The sequence below is a fragment of the Bacillus sp. FSL R5-0397 genome, assembly GCF_038593395.1.
In the GTDB taxonomy this organism is placed as follows: Bacteria; Bacillota; Bacilli; order Bacillales; family Bacillaceae; genus Bacillus; species Bacillus altitudinis.
The window spans coordinates 3,464,089-3,481,862 of the sequence record NZ_CP151992.1; the positions used below are offsets into that span (position 1 = coordinate 3,464,089).

General features: G+C 43.9%; 16 protein-coding genes. 1 reads left to right on the forward strand and 15 read right to left on the reverse strand.

All coding sequences use genetic code 11. From position 1 onward, the window contains the following. Positions 1-22 precede the first annotated feature (22 nt). Complete coding sequence (locus tag NSQ70_RS17800; RefSeq protein ID WP_034647690.1) at positions 23-1,054, forward strand: pectate lyase; 1,032 nt, start codon at positions 23-25, stop codon at positions 1,052-1,054. Between the two features lie 57 nt (positions 1,055-1,111). Here NSQ70_RS17800 and cydC read toward each other — a convergent pair whose 3' ends face one another. The 15 genes from cydC to NSQ70_RS17875 all read right to left on the reverse strand — a co-directional run bounded on the left by cydC (position 1,112) and on the right by NSQ70_RS17875 (position 17,596). Then, positions 1,112-2,848 carry a thiol reductant ABC exporter subunit CydC gene (gene cydC / locus NSQ70_RS17805; RefSeq protein WP_342502321.1) on the reverse strand — a complete coding sequence of 579 codons (1,737 nt, stop codon included), beginning with the start codon at positions 2,846-2,848 and terminating at the stop codon, positions 1,112-1,114. After that, complete coding sequence (gene cydD, locus NSQ70_RS17810) at positions 2,838-4,574, reverse strand: thiol reductant ABC exporter subunit CydD (protein WP_342502322.1); 1,737 nt, start codon at positions 4,572-4,574, stop codon at positions 2,838-2,840. The genes cydC and cydD overlap by 11 nt, the downstream gene beginning before the upstream one ends. Further along, entirely contained in the window at positions 4,574-5,590 is a 1,017-nt protein-coding gene (cydB, locus tag NSQ70_RS17815; RefSeq protein WP_024719518.1) for a cytochrome d ubiquinol oxidase subunit II, read from the reverse strand. The genes cydD and cydB overlap by 1 nt, the downstream gene beginning before the upstream one ends. Next, positions 5,577-6,992, reverse strand: a complete 1,416-nt coding sequence (locus tag NSQ70_RS17820) for a cytochrome ubiquinol oxidase subunit I (protein WP_342502323.1) — start codon at positions 6,990-6,992, stop codon at positions 5,577-5,579. The genes cydB and NSQ70_RS17820 overlap by 14 nt, the downstream gene beginning before the upstream one ends. 329 nt (positions 6,993-7,321) lie before the next feature. Beyond that, complete coding sequence (gene isdG / locus NSQ70_RS17825) at positions 7,322-8,443, reverse strand: heme oxygenase (protein WP_282900743.1); 1,122 nt, start codon at positions 8,441-8,443, stop codon at positions 7,322-7,324. 1 nt (position 8,444) lies between these two features. After that, positions 8,445-9,458 carry an iron ABC transporter permease gene (locus tag NSQ70_RS17830; RefSeq protein ID WP_047946578.1) on the reverse strand — a complete coding sequence of 338 codons (1,014 nt, stop codon included), beginning with the start codon at positions 9,456-9,458 and terminating at the stop codon, positions 8,445-8,447. After that, positions 9,455-10,393: an ABC transporter substrate-binding protein gene (locus NSQ70_RS17835; protein ID WP_057078875.1), complete on the reverse strand. Its 939-nt coding sequence runs from the start codon at positions 10,391-10,393 to the stop codon at positions 9,455-9,457. The genes NSQ70_RS17830 and NSQ70_RS17835 overlap by 4 nt, the downstream gene beginning before the upstream one ends. A gap of 18 nt (positions 10,394-10,411) precedes the next feature. Then, positions 10,412-11,161: a class B sortase gene (gene srtB, locus NSQ70_RS17840; protein WP_008345589.1), complete on the reverse strand. Its 750-nt coding sequence runs from the start codon at positions 11,159-11,161 to the stop codon at positions 10,412-10,414. Between the two features lie 26 nt (positions 11,162-11,187). Continuing rightward, the gene (locus tag NSQ70_RS17845) at positions 11,188-11,958 is read right to left on the reverse strand and encodes an ABC transporter ATP-binding protein (protein WP_285528774.1); all 771 of its coding nucleotides are present in this window, start codon (positions 11,956-11,958) and stop codon (positions 11,188-11,190) included. After that, positions 11,945-12,931 (reverse strand): iron ABC transporter permease, encoded by a 987-nt coding sequence (locus tag NSQ70_RS17850; protein ID WP_007497915.1) that lies wholly within the window; start codon positions 12,929-12,931, stop codon positions 11,945-11,947. The genes NSQ70_RS17845 and NSQ70_RS17850 overlap by 14 nt, the downstream gene beginning before the upstream one ends. A 33-nt stretch (positions 12,932-12,964) precedes the next feature. Beyond that, the gene (isdE, locus tag NSQ70_RS17855) at positions 12,965-13,852 is read right to left on the reverse strand and encodes a heme ABC transporter substrate-binding protein IsdE (protein ID WP_045033776.1); all 888 of its coding nucleotides are present in this window, start codon (positions 13,850-13,852) and stop codon (positions 12,965-12,967) included. Positions 13,853-13,929: 77 nt separating this feature from the next. After that, positions 13,930-15,738, reverse strand: a complete 1,809-nt coding sequence (locus NSQ70_RS17860; RefSeq protein WP_342502324.1) for an NEAT domain-containing protein — start codon at positions 15,736-15,738, stop codon at positions 13,930-13,932. A 19-nt stretch (positions 15,739-15,757) separates the two neighbouring features. Further along, on the reverse strand, positions 15,758-16,414 hold the full coding sequence (isdC, locus tag NSQ70_RS17865) for a heme uptake protein IsdC (protein WP_110487238.1): 657 nt from the start codon (positions 16,412-16,414) through the stop codon (positions 15,758-15,760). Positions 16,415-16,434: 20 nt separating this feature from the next. Beyond that, a complete protein-coding gene (locus tag NSQ70_RS17870) occupies positions 16,435-16,893 on the reverse strand; it encodes an NEAT domain-containing protein (RefSeq protein ID WP_007497924.1) in 459 nt (152 codons plus the stop codon). Positions 16,894-17,263: 370 nt separating this feature from the next. Further along, positions 17,264-17,596 (reverse strand): helix-turn-helix domain-containing protein, encoded by a 333-nt coding sequence (locus NSQ70_RS17875; protein WP_007497926.1) that lies wholly within the window; start codon positions 17,594-17,596, stop codon positions 17,264-17,266. Between the last annotated feature and the right edge of the window lie 178 nt (positions 17,597-17,774).

The following is a 17,774-nucleotide window of genomic DNA, read 5'->3' on the forward strand; positions in this document are numbered from 1 at the left end:
AAAATATAGAATGGAGATGTTCATGTTGAAGAAAAAAGTTCCAATGTTAGCTGGTGTGTTAGCGGTTGGTCTCGTGACTTCATTATTTGCGCCAAATGGGGAGGCAAAAGCAGCAACGAAATATCCAGAAAGCCCTTCGATTATGGCCAATTTTAATCAGCAAGGATTCTCCACATTAAATGGCGGTACAACAGGCGGTGAAGGCGGTAAAACGGTGACGGTGAAAACCGGAAATGAACTATTAGCTGCCCTCAAAAGCAAAGGAACAAATGAAAAATTGAAAATCGTGGTAGACGGAACGATTACTCCTTCTAATACTTCGGCCAATAAAATTGATGTGAAAGATACAAACAATGTCTCCATCGTCGGTAAAGGGAAAAACGGCGAATTTAATGGGATTGGTATTAAAGTATGGCGTGCTAATAACGTCATCATCCGCAACCTCAAAATCCATCACAGCAAAATCGGTGATAAAGATGCCATCGGAATCGAAGGTGGCTCTAAAAACGTATGGGTCGACCATAATGAACTCTACAACACTTTGAACTCTGGGAAAGATGACTATGATGGGTTATTCGATGTGAAAAATGACTCCGATTACATTACGTTCTCATGGAACTATGTCCATGACAGCTGGAAAACAATGCTGATGGGCAGCTCCGATAACGATAACTACAACAGAAAAATCACATTCCACAACAACCGCTTTGAAAACTTGAACTCTCGTGTACCGTCTATGCGCTACGGAGAAGGTCATGTGTATAACAACTACTACAAAGGCATCCATACAACTGCGATTAACTCTCGTATGGGCGCAAAAATGAGAATTGAGCACAACGTATTTGAAAATACAAACAATGCCATTGGCAGCTGGGACAGCCGTCAAGTCGGTACATGGCATGTCATCAACAACTCATATATTAATAGCACAGGCAGTCTGCCAACGTCTTCAACAGGTACGTACAACCCTCCTTATAACTACTCTTTGCTTAACGTGAACAATGTGAAATCAGAAGTTGTATCAAATGCGGGTGTAGGAAAAGTAAACCCTTAAGCTCAAAAAAACGTTCGGGCAGAAATCTTCTGTCCGAACGTTCTTGTCATACATTTTTTACACGTTCGAAAATGGACGATCCATTTCATACAGCTTTTGATAACGCACATTTTCTTTCAGCAAATCATGATGGTGCCCTTCCATCTCAATACGTCCACCTTCAATAAACATCATACGGTCACATGCCTCACAGCCAGTGAGATGATGGGTGATCCAAATGACTGTTTTTCCTTTTAACACACGGAAGATTGTTTCAAGCAATTCACGCTCTGTGCGTGGATCAAGCCCGACGGTTGGCTCATCTAATACAACAATCGGTGTGTTTTGCAGCAAAATCCGTGCTAGAGCCATACGCTGTCTTTCTCCACCTGAGAAACGAACCCCTGTCTCTTGTACACCTGTGTGATAACCTTCTGGCAAAGACTCAATGTAATCGTGCAGCTGCACTTGCCGCGCGGCTTCTTTTACTTGCTCTTCTGTCGCTTCTGGAGAACCTAAGCGAATGTTGTTTAAAACAGACGTATCGAATAAGTAGGGCTGTTGATTGAGCACAGACACATAAGAGGATATCTCCTCTTGAATGCTTTGTACCGGTTTCCCCTGAATGCTGACAACCCCTTGATTTGGCACGACTGCCCCTTCTAACAATTTTAAAATGGTCGATTTGCCTGCACCGCTTTTTCCTAAAAGAGCGAGCGATTCACCTTGCTTCATGGAAAACGAAAAATGCTTTAGTACATGTTGATCTACTTCATATCCGAAGGTGACTTGATCAAAACAGACCGCTTCAACGCCATCAGAGACGGGTGTATCGTCTGCTGCCTCCCTCTCCACTAATCCTTCATACGACTGCTCTTCATAATGATTTAATCTGCTGACGGCATGCTGATAAACAGGAATATCGCCTGCTGCATCTGACAGCGGAAGAAAAGCTTCTGTTAATGGAAACAGCACAAGCACAAAGGCTGCGATGAGCGTGTGCGGCATAGAACCAGCCTGAACGACTGAGCCGCTCCAATACACGACAAGGACGACTGCTCCTCCAATCACTAGCTGTGCTAAAAATTGGCGCAGACGGATAAACCGGTGCTTTGCCGCTTCGAGTGCTAATAGCTTTGCTTCTTTTCGTTCATAGCCCTCAACAAAATCGTTCTGTCTGCCGCTAAACAACCAATCACTCACGCCCATGACAGCATCTGTTAAATGGCTGTACAGTTCATTTCTGCCTTTCTTCATTTGAATTTGTCGCGCCCGGTTCACAAGTACAGTGATGTATGGGAATACAAATACGAGCAGCGCCATATAAAGCAGCATCAACCCGGCAAAAGGCCATGAAAAAAGCCCAAGTGCTCCAATCGATGCGGCATATAAAAGCAGCGCACCGATGGATGGAAAGATTGTTTTTAAATACGCATCCTGTAATCTCTCCACATCTTCTGATAACAGCCCAAGCATTTCACCTGTTCCAAGCTTAGTCTGTTTGGCACTGCGTTCTGCCATATCATAAAGACGTACCCGCATTTTTTCAATCATCGTCAAAATGAGCTGATGACTCGCCAGTCTCTCTGCATAACGAGCAGCTGAGCGTGAAATACCAAAGGTACGTACTGCCACGATTGGGACATAGACCATCAAGATATTCTCAGGTCTTGTGGCAGCTTTTGAAATGAGGAACCCTGACGTATACATGAGCATAGAAGCAGAAAACACCGCAATCGCCCCTAAAAAAAGCACCAAGGCAAACAGCTTTTGATTCTCCTTGATATAAGGTATAAACCAGCCTTTACTGACCATGTGTGACCGCCCCCATTTGTTCCTGTACCAATTGATAGTACACACCTTTTCTTTCCATTAATGATTCATGAGTCCCCATCTCTGCAATCGTCCCATGATCCATCACAATGATTTCATCCATATCCGTCATCCAATGAAGTCTGTGTGTGGCTAAGAACACAAGTTTATTTTCAAACAATGGAAGCATTGTTTTCTTCAATTCATACTCTGTCTCAATATCCAGATGAGCCGTTGGTTCATCTAACAGCATAATGGATCGCTGGCCGAGCACTGTACGAGCGAGGGCAATCCGCTGCGCTTGTCCACCGCTCAGTCCTCTGCCCTGTTCGCCAATGACCTCATCCAGTCCATTGGGGAGTTCAGCTACGAGCTGAGACAAACCTGCCTCTTGCACCGCTCTTTCGACGTCTTCATCTGTTGCATTCGGTTCATAAAAACGAATGTTTTCTCTCAGTGTCATGTGAAATAAATAAGGATGCTGCGGCATATAAACGACTTCTTTTTGCCATGCCGCCAGCTGTAAATGAGCAAGCGGCTTTCCGTTTAGGATGATTTCACCTGCAGACGGTTCAACAAAACCCCCGAGAACATCCGTTAACGTCGATTTCCCCGAACCACTGGCACCGATGATCCCAATCTTTTTCTTTCCTTTCACAGTGAGGTCCACATCCTGAATCGAATAAGGAGCATGTTCATCATGCAAGACACTGACATCTTGCAGTATGAGCTCAGATTGCTCATTCCACTCGTTCAGCTGCACGGATTGTGTCTCCTGCTCTCGGAAGCCCTTTTCCTCTAAAATCACTTGAATCGCCTCATTCGCTTCTTTACCGTTTAACGTCGCATGATAATCATTTCCCACTTCACGGACTGGCAAGAAATATTCTGGCGCAAGCATCAGTGCGGTCAAAGCGGGCAATAACAAAAGATCTCCCTCAATTAAGCGCAAGCCGAGAAATACAGCGACAGTCGCAATGGACAGCATTGAAAAGAAATCGAGAGCAAAAGATGAAAGAAAGGCGACTTTCAGTGTGCTCATCGTCGCCTTTCGATAACGCTTTGAGACCTCTCCAATATTGCGAGAATGCTTTTTGCTAATCCCTAAGTAGCGAAGCGTTTCAAGGCCACGGAGAGAATCAGTAAAATGATTGGATAATTTCTCATACGATCTCCATTGTTTGGCCGCTTTACGCTGAGCGACAAGTCCTAGCAAAATCATAAAAACAATTAAAATCGGCAGCGTGACAATGAGAATGACAGCAGATGTTTCATCTAATGTCCAAACATAGACAAGCACCATCACCGGAATAACTGCCATGTTCACCATTTTCGGCAAAAACAGCTGTAAATACTGACGATATTGGACAATGCCCTCCATCGCCAATGTCACAAGCTTTCCTGTTCCTTTTTTCTTCGCGAAAGCTGGCCCTAAACGGAACAGCTGGTCCAACAGCTGCTTTCTCACGTCTGCTCCAATTCGGGAAGAATAGGTGAACATGACCTTCTCCCGCATCAAGGTGAGACCGTGCCGCACCAGAAAGGCAGCAAGAAACAGCAAGACATAAGGTGTTGCCTGCATGAGGCTCTTCCCGTCAAACAGCGTTGTTATGGCATGTGCCAGCCACTGTGCTTGAAAAATAATACTTGCTCCTTGGATGATTGACACAATACCTAAGAGGGCAAGAAGCCCCCTCATTCCTTTTAGTTGAAGCAAACGTTTATCCATTAGTAGGTCATTGGCTCCTTACCGCTTACACGTTTACGGAAGACATAGTAGCTCCAGATTTGATACCCAAGCACAAAAGGTAGCAAAGAAATGGCAACAATCGTCATGACCGTCAGTGAATAAGATCCTGATGCAGCGTTTTGAATGGTGAGGTCGAATGCATGGTTGATCGAACTAATCATGACACGCGGGAATAATGCTGTGAAAAGCATGGTCACCGTCACCATAATACCTGCACCTGTGAATAAAAATGTCCATCCATCACGCTCTTTTCTCATAAAGAATAGAGCTGCTACATAACAAACCACAATGAGTACAGTTAAAGGGATTGTGATGATCGGACGCACGGTATAAATGTCTGTTTCAAGAATAGACACACCAACAAATAGAACAAGAACTGGTAGTGCAATCAATAAAACACGCTGACCGAGCTTTCTTGCACGATTTCTTAAATCACCCTCAGTGCGGAGTGTGACGAAAATCAATCCATGCAGGAGGCAAAGCACCGTCACAGCTACCCCGCCGATCACTGAATAAAGATTGACGAAGTCTGTAAATCCAGCGTACATATTCATATCTTGATCAATGGGCATTCCTCGTAACATACTTGTGAATAGCACTCCGAGTAAAAATGGCGGAAGCAGACTGCCAAAGAAGATGATCCAGTCCCACGTTTTGATCCATGAAGCCTTCTCGACCTTCCCTCTAAATTCAAAGGCGACCCCCCGCCCAATGAGCGCTAATAGGAGAATCGTAAATGGAATATAGTATCCGCTGAACATCGTAGCGTACCAGTGAGGAAAAGCGGCGAAAATAGCCCCGCCAGCTGTAATCAGCCAGACCTCATTCGCATCCCAGAAAGGGCCAATCGTATTGATTAAAATGCGGCGCTCATGTGCATCTTTTCCAAGCAGTTGCATGGACATCCCGACACCAAAATCAAATCCTTCTAAGAAGAAAAATCCAACAAACAATACTGCGACAAGAATAAACCAAATCTCGTTAAGATATGCCATGATATGCGCCTCCATCAAATGGATCTGTAGACAGGTCCGTTTCATCCTTTTGATCTGTATTCTCTTCAGAATGTGCACCTTTTTTAATTTCTCGAATGAATAAGTAGGCAAGCGCGATGGCAAGAATCAGATAAATGGTCGTAAAGCTAATGACTGAGAATAGCAACATGCCGTACGATACGTTTGGTGAAATGGATTGTGCGGTTGTCATCATACCAAAGACTGTCCACGGCTGACGCCCAATTTCCGTCATGATCCAGCCCGCTGAGTTTGCAATAAATGGGAATGCAATCATCCATACCATGAAGCGTAAATACCATTTGTTTGATTCTAGTTTTTTTCTAAAGCTCAAATACAAACCAATCATACTAGCAAAAATCATCAACATGCCGGCACCCACCATGATTCTAAAGCTCCAGAAGGTTGTTTTGACTGGAGGAATGTAATCCCCAGGACCAAACTTTGCTTCATATTCTTTTTGAAGGGTCAGCATGCCTGGCACATCTCCACTAAACTTCGAGTAAGCCAAGTAACTTAAAGCAAACGGAATATTGATCTCCGCAGAGTTTTCTTTTTTATCTGTGTCAATGTTGGCAAATAGTGTCCAAGCCGCTGGATCTCCACTATCCTTCCAAAGGGCTTCACTTGCTGCCATCTTCATCGGCTGTGATTCCATTAAGTGCTTCGCTTGATCATGTCCAGAGAACGCCACACCTAAGCCAGAAATGAAAGCAAGCACCATGGCAATCTGGAAAGATTTTTTGAAAAAGGTCACTTCTTGTTTTTTGATCATTTTATAGGCACTAACACCTGCGATAAAGAAAGCACCGGTTGCCAATGCACCAAACAGAACGTGTGGGAACTCTACCCAAAGTTGCGGATTTGTCACGAGCGCCCCAAAGTCATTCATTTCTGCACGGCCATTTTTAATCACAAATCCAACTGGCTCCTGCATAAATGAGTTGGCGAGTAAAATCCAAAACGCCGAAAAGATCGTACCAAGAGAAACGAGCCAAATACATAACAAATGAATTTTTTTCGGTAGACGGTCCCAGCCGAATATCCAAAGACCAATAAAGGTCGATTCAAGGAAAAAGGCCAATAGCGCTTCAATGGCAAGCGGTGCACCAAAGACATCACCGACAAACCTTGAATAATCTGACCAGTTCATCCCAAACTGGAATTCTTGCAGAATCCCTGTCACCACACCTACTGCAAAGTTAATTAAGAAAAGGTGACCCCAAAATTTTGCCATCTTTTTATAGATGTCTTTTTTCTTCACCACATAAAGGGTTTGCATCAATGCAACGATAAATACCAAACCTATAGACATAGGAACAAAAATAAAATGAAATAATGTCGTTGAGGCAAATTGAAATCTTGCTAAAAACAGCTCACTCACAGCCTTACATCCTCCCTTACTTTCGCATGCCGAATGATTCGAGATATTTATGCTCACCATTTCACAAAAAGTTCACTATTTGTTCAATGATTCACAAGTGAAAGTCCATTTGATATAGTTCACTCGATGAAATTTTACTCTTGATTTTCATTCGGTTAGTTATTTATACCTGTACTTTACACCCATGTGCTTCAAAAATAAAGTAAATTTTACCTAAAATTTGGATAGGATTGTGTCAGTTGTTTGAATACTTTGTCAAAAATATGTGACGGAAAGAGACAATCACAAAAAAAATAGCGCTGCTTCTTCGCTGCAGCGCTTTTGAATATTTAGGCTTTTTTCTGTAAAGCGGGTCTTGTGACTTGCACTTCATAGTACGTAATTTTGTTTTTTAACAGGCCTTCAGGTTTCGCCTTTCCATGAGCATGCGCATCACCAAATGCCTGAGATTTTGTCCAATTCACAAAGTCTTCTTTTCGATTCCAGCGGGTGTGAATGGTCACTTCATCGTAATCAGTTGTCTGCTGAGTGACCCATACTTCCATTCCTAAAAAGCCTTCCATAAATTCTACTTGCCCCTGCTTGTTAAACCGTTTAACAAGGTGGTCGGCACTGCCTTTTTCTACTCTTACTTGGTTGTTTACAATAATCATGTTTGGTTCATCTCCCTTTTGTTGTTGAATGGAGGCGATTGGGATAATGAGCGGATGCTCACCGTCTAAGTGAACCTCTGCCTGAATCCCAAAAACCTCCTTGAAAAAGTCTTCTGTTAACACTTCTTTTGGTGAACCAATTTGATGCACTTGACCTCGCTTCATAGCAATGAGACGGTCACAATATTTTGCGGCCTGCTGCAAGTCATGGAGAACCATTAAAATGGTGATGCCATGTGTTTGATTCAGCTGTTTGAGTAGCTCCAGTAATTCAAGCTGATGCGCAATGTCTAAATAAGTGGTTGGCTCATCGAGAATGATGGTTTCTGTCTTCTGAGCCAGTGCCATTGCAATATATGCCTTTTGTCTTTCTCCGCCTGACAATGTATGAAGCATTCTGTTTTCATTGGTGCGGCTATTCGTCACATCAAGCGCCCACTCAATCGCTTCATGATCTGACGTACTGCTTTTTTTCCAGATGGAACGGTGCGGACTGCGTCCAAGTGCGACAAGCTCACGTACTGTCATCGATGGAATGGCGGTTCTTGTTTGCATGAGAACCGCCACCTCCTGGGCGATCTCCTGTGCCGTCATCTCTTTTTGCGGGATGTCGTGAATGTAAATCATGCCGCTTTCGATTGAGGTCAGTCGTGCGGCCGCTTTGATAAAAGTCGACTTACCTGACCCATTCGGGCCAATGATTCCGGTTACACTCCCTTTAGGAACAGCTGCTGAAATGGAAGACAGCCGAAAGCCGCCTTGACTGAGACTCACGTCATCCATTGCAATGACATCCATCTTAACCCCTCCCTTTCTTTTTTAATAAATAGAGGAAGAAAGGTGCACCGATGCAGGCAAGCAAAATCCCTACAGGCAATTCAACCGGTGTAAACCAGACCCGTGCTGCTGTATCGGCAAAGACCACAAGCACGCCCCCTCCAAGCATTGAAATCGGCAGCAAATACCGGTAATCATCTCCGATTAAAAGACGGATAAAATGAGGTACAACAAGCCCGACAAATCCGATTAAACCACTGACACTGACAGCCGCTCCAGCTAAAAGAGCGGCCAGCGCAATGAGAAAAAATCGAGTTCGCTCTACTCGAAGGCCCAATAGCTGAGCCGATTCATCGCCAAGTAAAAGGAGATTGGACGGTTTAATGGCGAAAAAACAAAGACATAATCCAGCCAGCGCATATGGCGACACAAAGCTAAGATGATGCCAGCTCCGCCCGTTTAATCCCCCTGATAGAAAAGGCAAAACAGCCTGCACACGCTCACTATATAGCACCATAAACCCATTCATCACCGCACCAAGCAGGGCATTGACGGCAACACCTGCCAAGATCAATTTAAGCGGTGAAACCCCTTGATCAAATGACAGCATATACACGACAAGAGCTGCTAATAAGGCGCCCAGAAAAGCGGCTGCCGGAAGCAAATACGTGAATTGCGGGAGAACAATCATGCTGAGTACAGCAGCTAACCCGCCGCCCGCAGTCACACCAATGATCCCAGGGTCAGCAAGTGGATTTCGGACAACTCCTTGTAAAATCGCCCCTGATGCTGCGAGACAGGCCCCAACGAGAAAACCAATGAGCACACGGGGAAGCCGTAAATCCATGACAATTTTTTCATGAACAGGCAGACCTGATCCCGTGAACACAGCCATTAAATCCGTCAGCGATAATTGGACAGAACCTACCGCAAGTCCTAGACAGACGCCCACACATAAAGAGAGAAACATTCCTGGTAACAGCCATTTTCGTCTTGACTGCCTTTTTTGAAAATCTAGTTCTGCATTCATCTTCATGATGACAATCGCTTCAATTTCTTCTCTAATTCATCGATCGCTCTGATGACTTCTGCGCCTGGATTTGTCCCAAATAGGTCACTTGGCAGAATCTCAACGTATCCATTTTTGACAGCTGATACATCGTGCCACGCCGCATTTTGCTTCATTTCACTCATAAAGCCTGCTTTGACATCTTCAGGATTGCTGTGTGTCATCAGCAAAATGAGATCCGGATCGGCCTCGATTACCTTTTCTGCATTGATTTGTGCATATTGCGGAAACTTTTCGAGTGCTGGTTCATTTTCAGCAATATTCGCCCCACCAGCGATCCGCAGCAGATCACCGCTTAAAGATTGTGGAAGTGCCGCCATATATGTGCCGGGCGCACCATATACAACGAGTGTCTTTACTTTTTTCTCAGGCTGCTTCACTTGCTTGATCCGCTGATCGATTTGAGCATTGAGTGCTTTGGCCTTTTGCTGTTTTCCAAGTAAATCACCAAATAAAGTAACTTGACGCTGGATGTCCTTCACTGAGTTGGCACTTGTCAAAAGAAGCTGTGAACCAATTCCTTCTATAGTAGAGATATCCTTGCTGTTTAATGATTCATTCCCAAGCACCACATCGGGCTTTAAACTCGTGATCAGCTCGACATCAAATTGATGGGTTGTGCCAATTGATTGTACGGACTTTGCCTTTTGTAGATTGTCTGGCAATTCGGCAGTTGGCCGGCCGACAACCTGACCACCTAGAGCATAAATGATGCTCATGTCGCCAGTTGACAACGAGACGATCCGTTCAGGTGATTCATGAAACGATAATGTTCTGCCGGCAAAATCCTGAATGTTGAGCGCACCTTGCTTGCTCCCATTCTCGACAGGCGCCGCCTGGCTGCATCCGCCGAGGAGAAGCACGACGACGAGTCCTGCCCAAATCACATGTAAACATTTCAACCGTCTGTCTCTCCTTTTCTAGTAAACTTTCTTTAGCTTCGCCTGTACCACGAGACGCTTGTTTTTAGGTGCCAGCACGTGATCACAGGTCGATAATGTGAGAATCAAGTCATCTGTGGATACGTCTGTTTTCGTTTGATAGATGGACTTCTTACGCACAGCTTGCAAGTAGTGCGCATATTCACCAAGATCCTGAAAATCAGTCTGAATATAATCGAAATCGACTGTCGTCTCATACACAGCAAAAATCTCTGCTTCATAGCTTTGGTACAGCGTATCGTACTGAAATGTGCGATGATCTTGGAAGAAATCTTTTTTCAAATAGTTTGTGAGACCAGCAAACATAGACCCATCCCTCATCCGATGACCGTACACCACTGTATTGGGACTTTCATGCAAGACGTCATTACGATAATCCATAAAGATACTGCCTGCCCGTGTGTCATCCTTTACATAATTACGAGTTAAATAGAATGCATTATCGTTTGACTGAACAATTGGATACTGAATCATCGTGTCCTTCATATCAATCCAACCGACAATGTCTTGATTCACCTTTCGCAAATCATCAAATGACTGACGGATTTCTCCAGGTTTTCGCTGTTTCATTCCATCCTCGTGTGTGTAAAGTGTCTGAGCCTTTGCAAGCACCTGACGATTTTGATAATTGCCAAAGAGCTCCAAGCCAATGGCAGTACCGCTATATAGAAAAACACCTAAACAGACGATCGTCAGCATTCGCTGCCCGATTCTTTTCCCTCGTTTCACACTGTCTCACCTGCTTTTTGCACAACTTATATGCCTACAGGCATGATATACATCCCTGTTTCTGCATCCTGCTTAATTGTGACGGACACATGATAAATGTGCCGCACCAACTCTTCTGTTAACACATCATTTGGCCGTCCTTCGCGGATAATTTGTCCATCTTTCATGGCGATGATGACATCACTATAGCGAATCGCCTGATTCATATCGTGCAGGACCATCACGATGGTTAATCCATGCTCGACATTGAGCTCTCGAATGAGCTCCAGAATGTCAAATTGATAATACATATCCAAATAAGTCGTCGGTTCATCTAAGAAAAGGATCGGTGTTTTTTGCGCTAAAGCCATCGCAATCCATACACGCTGCCGTTCTCCGCCTGACAATGAGGCGAGTGGCACCTTTCGCTTATCCGTCAGCTTTGTACAGGACAGCGCCCACTCGATTGCTTTCTCATCTTCTTCCTTATCACTGCCGCGCATCGTTTGGTACGGCGTTCTCCCAAATGCCACGACTCGTTCGATCGTTAAATCGAGCGGCGCTTCATTTTGCTGATGTACGACTGCCAGCTTTCTCGCGAGTTCCCTTGGCTTGAACGCATTCAGTTCTTGCCCATCTAAATGAATCTGTCCTTTATGTGGACAATGGTTATGTGCCATCAAGGAAAGCAGTGTGGATTTGCCCGAGCCATTTGGACCGATAATGGTCGTAATTTTCCCTTTTTCGATGTGCGTGGTGACCGATTGAACAATATCCCTCTGCCGATCATAGGAAAACGACACCTCACGAATGTCCATGAAGACGATCCCCCCTTCTTAATAAAAAGATCAGAAACGGCCCGCCAATAACAGCCATGATTGTAGAAGCAGGGATTTCATTTGGTGCCACAAGCGTTCTGCCGAGCGTATCAGCCGTCAAAATGAGCAATGCCCCGCTTAACGCAGAAAATGGAATCAGTACCCGATGGTCCGAGCCGACGAGCCTTCTAGAGATATGGGGAATGAGCAAACCGACAAAGGCAATCACGCCCGCTACCGCAGCAGTCACCGCTGCTAATAACACCGCCGTGATTGAAATCAAAAGGCGCATTCTGGTCACACGCAATCCTAAGTTTTTCGCCGTCTTATCTTGAAGGGCAAGCAAGTTACACCATCTGCTAAAGAAAAGCGCAACCACAAGCCCAATGACGCCATAGACACCGATTAAACGGACATCTCCCCACGTTTTCATTGTCAGATTCGACTGTCCCGACTGATTAATGGTGATATTGAAATAGCTGCAAATGGTCACAAACGCTTCTGCCATCCCTGTAAACATGGCATTGATGGCGATCCCCACCAAAATCATTCGAATCGGGCTTAAGCCGCCTTTCCAAGACAACACGTATACGAGGAAGCAGGCAATTGCCCCGCCTAAAACTGAAAATAAAGGAGAGTAGAAATAAAATTGAGGAAGCGCTGTAATTGCCATTAAAGAAAAGAAGCTAGCTCCCGATGAAATACCAATAACACCGGCATCTGCTAATGGATTCCTCATCACAGACTGCAAGAGGACACCGGAGACAGATAAAGCCGCCCCTGTAAACATCGCAATGAGCATGCGGGGGATTCTTAAATCTTTAATGATTTCTACCTGTGCATGTTGACCGGTCATAAGCCCTTCCAATAATTCAATCGGTGTAACATGAATGCTCCCCGTAATGGCGGAATAAATAAATACGCCGGCTAGTAAGAGACTGACTATCAGAAATAAAATCCCTGTTTTTTTCATCTTGAACGTCCTTTTATCATTAAGATTCGCCGCTTATGACGGATACAACATACGAGTCAATTCATCTAATGCCTCTGCTGCCTTTAAGTTGCCTGTTGTCCCGAATAAGCTTTCTTCGAGGTCGTACACCCGGTCTTGTTTGACCGCATGGAAATGTTTCCAGATGTCATTTGTTTTAAATTCTTGATCAAACATTTTGACGACTTCATCCGGCATCCCATGTGCGGCACGGAGAATGATATCTGGATTGGCTTTTTGTAAATACTCCGTATTGGATGCCAAATACTCCATTTTCTCACCTTTTACGATGTTCTTTCCTCCTGCAATACGTACAAGATCACCGATATACGAATTCTCTGTTGCCACTAAATAACTGCCTGGTACACCAAGCAAAATGAGAACGGATGGCTTCGTCTTTCCCTTCGTTCTCTCTTGTATGTCTTTCTTTTTTTGTTCAAAATCATCCACAATGCGTTTCGCTTGTGTCTTTCTATCATATTTTTCTCCAAGCTTTGTGATGGCGTTCTCCATCTTGTCCAGGCTCTCAAGGTTGAGGTATGTCGCAGGGACAGAAGCTTGTTGAAAAGGCGTTTCTAAATCATATTGAAGGGTCGTGACAGACAGGACATCTGTCGGTTGAAGTGATTGGATGATTTCCATGTCTGGGCTCATTGGGTTACCGACTGCTGGGAGTCCTTTGTATCGAGCCGGCAAGGATTTTTGACTTGTTGGCACCCCGACAAGATCTACCTCTAGCGCATCCATGATCTCAGCAGCAGCTACAGTCGTTGCCACAATGCGGGCATTTGATGCTGCGCTTTTTTTGCCTTTCGCTGAGCTTTCAGCTGATTGTGAGCAGCCTGCTAAGAAGACGCACACACATAGAGCCGTGATCAGGGTACATAACATTCGATGCTTCAAAAAACAGAAGCCTCCTTTCGAAAAAAAGGAAGTGGATGCGCCGAGATGAATGGCGCACCTCACTTAAAATAGATTCTTTATCTTGTACGAGTTTGATACTTTCTGACGAGCACGAATAGTGATCCGCCGAATAAAAGAATGTACACCCAAAGAAGTGAAGTATCTCCTGTTTTTGGGTTCAGCTGACCTGTCTCAGACTTGGTTTGGTCATCTGATGGCGTAAAGGTCATCTGCTCTGCACCCGTTTCCTCAGGGGCGAGATTCGCAAGCTGGCTTGGTTGAGAATCGTGATCATTTGGATTTTTCACAAAGCCGATGCTCTCATCGTCTCCGATTACCGTCGCAATTCCGCTTCCTTCACCAAGTGAAATGCCTTTCGTATCATAGACAAGTTTGACATCGTACTGCTCATGATAATTGGCAGCTGGAATGTCAATTTTCACCCGTGCTGCCTGATCACTGCTTACACTTTTTGCTTCATATTGAATCACTCGTGTATCTGCTTTTTGATCAGTCTTTGCAACTAGCGTCTCTTCAAATTTACCGCCGGTTCCTACTTGGAACGACGTGATAGCTGAGCTGTTCTTCACAGTGTATGAAACGAAATGGCGGCCATTTTTCACCACCAATGTCGCAGGGCTCACGACGTAATCGTTCATGCGAGAAAGCTCATCCTTGTCTGCTTTCTTCATTGAGAAAGGAAGCTTGTACACCCCGTCTTTTAGCTGAACTGTCTCTTGATTCGTTCCGCCGTTCGTTGTGTCTGGTGCTGGTTTATTTGGTTTTGGTGTTTCTGGTGTAGCCGGTGTTTCTTCCTCTATTTGGCCGTCCTTCAGTGGAATGATACTTTTTGAATCAAATTGAAAACGAATATCGTACGTTTGATCATAGTGAGCGGCTGCTACCACAATGTGTACTTTTCCGTTAACTGCTTTTTTCAGATCAGACACTTCAAATGAAACCACTCTTGTGTTCTTTGCTTGATCTGTGCTCACGTTTTTCACTTCTTGATAAGAACCGTTTTTCTCTATTTTCAAAGAATCAACTGACGTATGATCCTTCACCGTAAAGGAAACGGTTTGCGTTCCATTTTTAACGGTTAACGATGCTGGATGTGAGAAGTATTGGCTCATTCGAGATGCCACATCCTCATCGCCCTTCAGCACACTGTAGTTGATACGATACACACCATCTTTTAATTGGTTCTGCGTCGAATCAACTGGTGTTGTGCCGTTTTGATCATCTGGCTTTGTTTCGCTGTCGCCTGGCGTCGTGCCGCTTTGATCATCCGGCTTTGTTTCGCTGTCACCTGGTGTCGTACCACTTTGATCATCTGGTGTTGTTTCACTGTCGCCTGGCGTCGTACCGTTTTGATCATCTGGTGTTGTTTCACTATCGTCTGGCTTCGCAGGCGTGACAAGTGTGAGACTGCTCTCGTCGAAAGCGATCTGTACGTCATACGCCTCATCATAAATAAAGCCGCCTAAGTCCCAGTAAATTTTGACCCAGCCATTTAATTTGGCTGATACATCGGCTACATCAAATTTGATCACACGCGTATTCGCTGTCTCATCTTCACTGACCGTTTCAGTGGTGACGAGAGAGCCATTTTGTTCGACCTTGAAATCTGTGATTTCTTTGCTTTGCTTCAGCGTCAAATAGGCAGTCGTCTTGCCATTTTCGATGACGAGCTTAGCTGGCTTTTCTGTATACGTATCCATCATGGATGCTTCAGTGCTGCCATTTTTTAAAATGGTGAATCCGGCCGTATATTCACCATCAACCAATGATGCCGCCTGAGCCGTTCCTTGAGGCAGCTGAAACGCAGTCAACAAACTGAATAAAACGAGCAGAATAGCTGTCTGTAGATGAAAAAGACGTTTCAAAAGATGACACTTCCTTCCGTTAATGCTTGATGATCCACTTTCTCGCTAAAAACCCACCTGAACATAAGACAAGCACAAGGAGCCATCCCATCTGGCTTGTATCACCAGTTTGAGGATTTTCTTCTTGTTTTGTTTTGGTGGATGAATCAGTTGTTTTGGTTGTTTCTTTTGATGATTCTTGATGTTTTGCTGCACCTGCTGTTTCTTTTGAACTGTCAGAAGAAAGTGACTTGATGCTGCTTTCATCGAATTTCAGTTGGATGGTATAGTCATGATCATAATCAGCCGATTTGACTGTGACATGGATTTTTGACTTGATTGGTTTAGACAAACTCTGTGCTTGGAATTGAACAAGCCTTGTATTGGCTTTCTTATTCGTTGATAGAACCGTCGTATCGACATAGCCGCCATTTCCCGGCACTTTAAATTCCGTTACCCAGCTGCTGTTTTTAATGGTCATTTGAACCGTTAGCTTGCCATTTTTCACGATCACTTTTGCCGGCTTCAGCCAGTAATCATTTGCCATCGAAACTGCAGTTCCTTCGGCCTTCATCACAGTGTAATTGACGGAGTATGTACCATCATTTAATGAGGCAGCCTGTGCATTTGAAAAAGGCAGTATAAGTGCCAGCAGCAATGCAGCCATGAAGGCTGGCATCCTGATCCATTTTTTCATCAAATGAATTTCCTCCCTTTTTATTGAACAGTTGCTGCATCAAACTTGACGCGAATATCGTAATTGCCTGTATATCCAATGACCGGTACAGTCACACTCACTTTTGCTGGTACAACATCTGTCAGGCTGTTGACATTGAACTCTACCGTTCTCTTATTAGCAGCTGTGTTTGTACTGATCACCTTCGCATCTTTGTAGACACCTTGATCCAATGTTTTAAAGCTTGTAATCCAAGAGCTGTTCGTTAACGTGACTTGCGCTTTGATTTTTCCGTCCTTCACAACAAGCTTAGCTGGTTTTTCAAAATACGTATTTGCTGTTGACGTTGAATCACTGTCTGCTTTCCATACCACATATTGTGCTGAATATTGACCATCTGCTAAACCTGCTGCTGAGGCAGAGCTAACCGGGGCTAGAGCAAACAATAGAACAAAGCTAAAGAATAATAAGACGTGTGATGCTGAACGAAGTGATTTCATATATATCCTCCTAATTGATATTGATAATTATTCTCAATAGACAATAAAAAAAATAACCTTTATCAGCGTATGAATCACACTCATAAATGATTATGATAATCATTATCAATTGAGTTAAAAAAATAAATCTTTGCTTTCGACAAGTCAAAGATGTCTGTTGCTACATGATGTAGTGATACACGGTTTAGGTAATCTGTCCCATTCATGATACCATGGCATAACCTCCCCATTCCATTACAGGGAAAAGAACCCTCTTCTCCTTGATATTATATGATGAATGAAATTATTGTCAACATCATTTTTCATACTATTGACTTAGATTTCTGGAAAATCACAAAAAAAATCGATCAGGGACACTGATCGAAATCGATTAAGAAGGGACATGTTCACCCTTTTCACTATTTTTGCGCTCTAAAGACCAAGCATACATTTCCCGTATGACTGGTTCAATTTTCTTTCCTTGTTCTGTTAGTTCATATTCAATCCGCACGGGAATGTCGGGATATACTTTTTTCTCAACAAGGCCTTCAGCTTCTAAATCTTTCAGCCTTTCTGATAATAACCGTCCGCTGATGTTCATTTCATTTTCTAGCTGACAAAAACGTTTTGGCCCTGTCAAAAGCTGATTGATGATCAGAATCACCCACTTCTTCCCTAAAATCTCCATGGCATCTGTAATTGGGCAGCCATCTACTTGAGCCATACTTTACTCCCTCCTGCTTTTCTCTACTTTTTTTCATTATAACATAATTAATTACTTGAAATAAGTCACTAACTATTATATAGTTTAGTTACTAAAAGTAACAAGGTAATCATTTTATCAATTTTCAATAAACCATTGAACATGCAGATGCATATAACATGAAGGAGATGACCGAGCT